Genomic DNA, 2,264 nt, shown 5'->3' with positions numbered 1-2,264 from the left:
ATCTTAGTATGGCGATTTGTTTATTAAGACGGCAGTGATTTGTCAATGAACCGCATTAATAACTTATTCACAAATTAAAGATGAGCTTTATATATATTTATTTTGTGAATCTAATATGTCCAGGGGGCAAGGCCCCTGGACTATTCCTCGATTAATTCGGCGTCACGATATTGACCCAGAAATCAAATTTGTCCATACAGGACAGAATCTCGTCGAGCTTTTTGGCGTTGCCAATCACGTTGACTTTTTTCTGTTTGATTAAATCACTCATTTTCACCTGGCCCAGCAGCACGGCATGCAGATCGTTCCGGCTCATATAGAACGACGCATCGGCATTGCTGCGCAGCGTTTTACGATAGTTAAGTACGCTATCGTTTAATGCGAGGTTCAGATTATCGTTGTTGTCGAGGTTAAAGTTGATATTAATGTTTTTCCCGTCGGCTTTGCGGCTGTCGAGGCTAACAGCAAGATAGTCCATCAGCATTTCGACGGTCATCCCCTTCAGGGTATCCGGCGACGCGGTAGCGCCCACCGGCAGTTTAGCGACGCCGTCGCGCAACTCTTTTGCACCGGTCAGATAGAAGCCGCGCCAGGTGGCGGATTCCGCCTGATAGCCCAGCTGTTCGAAGGCGTCAGCCTGCAGGTTTCTGGCGGTTTTATTGGTTGGATCGGCGGCGATGACCTGTTTTAACAGCTCTGAGGTCCAGCGATAGTCGCCCTGGTCGAAGGCTTCACGCGCCAGCTGAATCGCGTGCTCCTCGCCGCCCAGCGCTTTCACATAGCGTTTGCCCATCTCAACCTGGCCGTAAGGGTTCAGGTTGGCGGGGTTACCGTCGAAGTAGCCGAGATAGTAGTTATAGACCGCACGAGCGTTATGGCTAACCGAGCCGTAATAGCCGCGGCTGGCCCAGTTATCTTCCAGGTTTTTCGGCAACTTAATCATGTTGCCGATCTCATTCATCGTATAGCCCTGGTTTGCCAGGTGCAGCGTCTGGTCGTGAATATACTTAATGGTGTCGCGATATTTGCCAATATAGTCGTTAATCTGTTTATTTCCCCACACCGGCCAGGTATGCGGCATAAACAGTACGTCGGCCTGACTGCCCCACATATCCAGCGTCTGATTTAAATACTCGGACCACTTCGCGGTATCGCGAGTTTTCGCGCCACGCAGGGTATAGAAGTTGTGCAGCGTGTGGGTGGTGTTTTCCGCCGTGCACAGCGCTTTCAGCGCCGGAATATAGAAGTGCATCTCCGCCGGGGCTTCGCTGCCTGGCGCCATCAGGAAATCAAACTCCAGACCGTCGATGGTCAGCTTTTCACCCGTTTTGGTGATGCTTTTTGTCGGCGCGATAATCGTTGGATAGCCACCCGTTACGGCAACGCCGAGACCATTGCCAATATTACCGCTGGCGTTCTTAGGCAGCAGCAGGCCGTAGGAGTATGTGGCGCGTCGGCCCATGATGTTGCCTGCCATCACGTTCTCGCTGATCGCTTCCTCCATAAAGCCCGCGGGGGCGATGATCTGCACCTTACCGGATTTTACGTCATCTTCCGAGACGAGCCCTTTTACGCCGCCATAATGGTCAACGTGGCTATGGGTATAAATGATGGCGACAATCGGCTTGTGCGGACGGTGTTGGAAGTAGAGGTCGAGGCTGGCTTTAGCGGCTGGCGCGGAGACCAGCGGGTCGATAACAATAATTCCCGTATCACCTTCGATAAAGGTGATATTCGAGATGTCCTGACTGCGCACTTGGTACATGCGGTCGGTCACTTTAAACAGCCCGGAAATACCGTTTATTTGCGTTTGACGCCACAGGCTCGGGTTAATGGTATCCGGCGCTGGCGCATTGATATCGAATTTATAATCATAGGCGCGGTAGTAGGTTTTACCCTCGTCGTTTTTTAGCACCCCTTCATTCAACAGCGGCGCGATAAACCCGCGCTGGGCATCTTCAAAATCCTGACGATTGCTAAAGGGTAAGGATTTAGCATACTGCTGATTAATTTCATGGGTATATTGCGTGGCTTCTTTCGGCATTTCGGCTGCGAAGGCGTTATTTATCAATAGGCCACTGGCGACACCAACGGCAATAAACACGTTGCTGAAACGGAATAACCTAGAGTTATTCATATAAAACTCCCTTTCATTATTAATGTTATGAATTATTCGGCAAACAACCAGCGCCTGAGATATGGCGATCTATACTAGTGGCTATTTTGATAATTTGAGAGGTTTGTTTGTGAGGATGATCGTTATT

1 protein-coding gene is annotated in these 2,264 nt (G+C 50.0%); it reads right to left on the bottom strand.

Annotation, left to right across the window (positions count from 1 at the left end; translation table 11 throughout):
* Positions 1-151: 151 nt before the first annotated feature.
* Positions 152-2,137, bottom strand: a complete 1,986-nt coding sequence (locus NNN71_RS24420) for an alkyl/aryl-sulfatase (protein WP_271459560.1) — start codon at positions 2,135-2,137, stop codon at positions 152-154.
* Positions 2,138-2,264 lie beyond the last annotated feature (127 nt).

Origin of the sequence: Kluyvera sp. Awk 3, assembly GCF_028069715.1 — a bacterium.
GTDB lineage: Bacteria > Pseudomonadota > Gammaproteobacteria > Enterobacterales > Enterobacteriaceae > Kluyvera > Kluyvera georgiana_A.
Note: the sequence above shows the minus strand (reverse complement) of the source record. Positions and strands in the feature narration are given on the sequence as shown.